Source organism: Serratia sp. HNCC26DJ244 (assembly GCF_057180565.1).
This window is the reverse complement of the sequence record NZ_JBXUGO010000048.1, coordinates 1-2,467: the sequence shown is the minus strand read 5'-3', so window position 1 is coordinate 2,467 and position 2,467 is coordinate 1. Positions and strand designations below refer to the sequence as shown.

1 pseudogene is annotated in these 2,467 nt (G+C 55.4%); it reads right to left on the bottom strand.

What is annotated here, in order from left to right:
* A pseudogene (locus AC2A06_RS18415) lies at positions 1–2,467 on the bottom strand (autotransporter outer membrane beta-barrel domain-containing protein); the annotation flags it as partial.

Here is a 2,467-nt window from a genome sequence, read left to right as displayed (position 1 = left end):
GGGCACTCACCAGTTGAATGCCATTGGAGGCTGAAATTTGATTCAGTAATGAGCCATTCGGCGGGGTGTTATCAATAGAAAGATTGCCCAGAACATTGACCACACCGCTACTGGCAGCCCAGTTGTTGGTCGCAATCACCCCATCCGCCTGCTGACCGGGAATGCCGGCATAAAACACCAGACTGCCGCCATGGAGACTGACATTACCCACAGCTTCTGTACTACTCACCCCAACACGCCCCACGGTGGTATGACTGCCCGTGCCCAGGTCCAGAGTGGCTTGCGTTAATGTACCGGTATTCGTGCCGGCGAGAGCAAACTGGGTGTTTTGCAAGCTGACCTTGCCGGTAAAATCACTGCCTACCGAGGTGCCAAAATCAAACGCCGTGTTGTTGGTGTTGACATTGACCACGCCCTGCCCAGTCAGCGCATTATTGAAGGTAAACGCCCCCGTGGTGGCGATGTTCAGATCACTGCTGATATCCGCCACATTCACCGTGGCCGCACTGTTGAGTACCGTGCTGCTGTCGATATTCAAGCTGGAGCCCTGGGTGATATTCACCACACCGCTGAAGTCCTGAGCCAGGCTGTTATTGCTCAAGTCAATATGACTGGCATTAAGCGTCCAACTGCCATCACCACTGAGGGCATTATCCAAGGTGCTTAACGCGCGCGCGAAATAACCGTTAAACAGCAACGTACTGCCACTGGCAATCGCCACCGAGCCATTGCCCAGGCTCTGCGCTTGTGTCACCGTCACCGTGCTGTTGCCAATCAGATCATACCCGCCATTAAAGTTGCTGTTATCACCCGTCAGCGACAACGCCGACCCATTGGTGACCGTCACCGTTGAATCGCTCACCCCGGTCAGTGCATTGGCCACCGCACCAAACAGGCTACTCAAGACCAACTCCGAGGTGTTGGTGGTTAAATTCACCGTGGCGGCAGCATCCCCCAGGTGATTGGCCGCAGTCACGGTTAAGCGGCTGTCGGCACCAATCACCTGAGCACCGACAAACAAGTGGTTATCACCGGTGAGTTGCACATCCGCCAGCGTATTGATAATCCCCGCACCACTGAGTGGGTTGGCAAAGCTGCCATCGCGGGCAAAGGTCAGGCTACCGTCCACGTTCACATCACTGCTGCCCAGGGTCCCGGTATTGTTCAGTATCAGCGTCGCCCCACTGTCAATGTCGGTATCAGCGGTTAATCCACTGTTGGCCGCACTGACGGTGAAGGTACCGGCTTGGACATTGAGCAATCCACTACCGGTTAAACCGTCGGTAGCGCCGGAACTCCCCCCCTGGGTCAGGGTCAAGGTGCCGGTACCGAGATCAATCAAACCATTGTTGGTTAATGCTCCACTGGTCAGTACGCCACTGCCTAACAGCACCGAGCCCTCATTGGTGGTACTTCCCACAATTTGCTGGTAGTTGTTGAGGTTGAACGTACTGCCACTGTTCACTGCCAGTAAAGTGGTGCTGCCCAGTGCTCCACTGGCCCCCAGCGATACCGAGCCTGCGCTGATAGTAGTGGTGCCGCTATAGCTGTTGGTGCTGTTGGAAATCGTTAACGGTGCCAGGGCACCCGCCAGCACCAAGTCACCGGTACCAAAGATATTCACCGACAGGGTGTTGTTAGAGCCCGCCAGCCCATCGGTAGCAATCACCAGCGCATCTACACCATTACCCAGCAACTCAAGGGCGGTGAGGGCGTAATTCATATACAGGCCCGCCCCATAACGGCCACTGTTGCTCAAGCCATAATCATAAATCCCGTTGGCAACATGGACACCGCCCTGGTCAATTTGGCTCGAGGTCCCTTGCCCTGCCGCCGCCCCATTAATCAGCAAGGTTAACTGACTGACCCCCGAAGCACTCTGAGCACTCACCAGTTGAATACCATTGGAGGCCGAAATTTGATTCAGCAGTGAACCATTGGGTGGGGTGTTATCAATGGCAATATTGCCCAACACGTTCACCACCCCGCCATGGGCAGTCAAGCTGTCAGTCGCGATGATCCCATCCGCCTGCTGGCCGGGAATACCGGCATAAAACGTCACACTACCGCCATCCATGCTGACATCGCCGACAGTTTCTGTGCTGATGACCCCACTGGCCCCGACTGTGGTGTGACTACCGTTACCCAGGTTGAGGGTGGCAAGCGTTAACGCGCGAGTATTGTCGCCAGAGAGTGCAAACAGGGTATTTTGTAAATTCACCGTACCGGCAAAAGCACTGCCCACCGTCGTGCCAAAGTTAAACGCGCTGTTGTTGGTGTTGACATTGACATCCCCCAACCCGGTCAGCGCATTATTGAAGGTAAACGCCCCGGTGGTGGTGATGTTCAAATCACTGCCGGTATCCGCCACGTTCACCCTGGCGGCACTATTCAGCACGGTGCTGCCGTCAATAGTCAGGCTAGAGCCATTAGTCAGGTCCACGACACCACTCAAGCCCTGTGCATC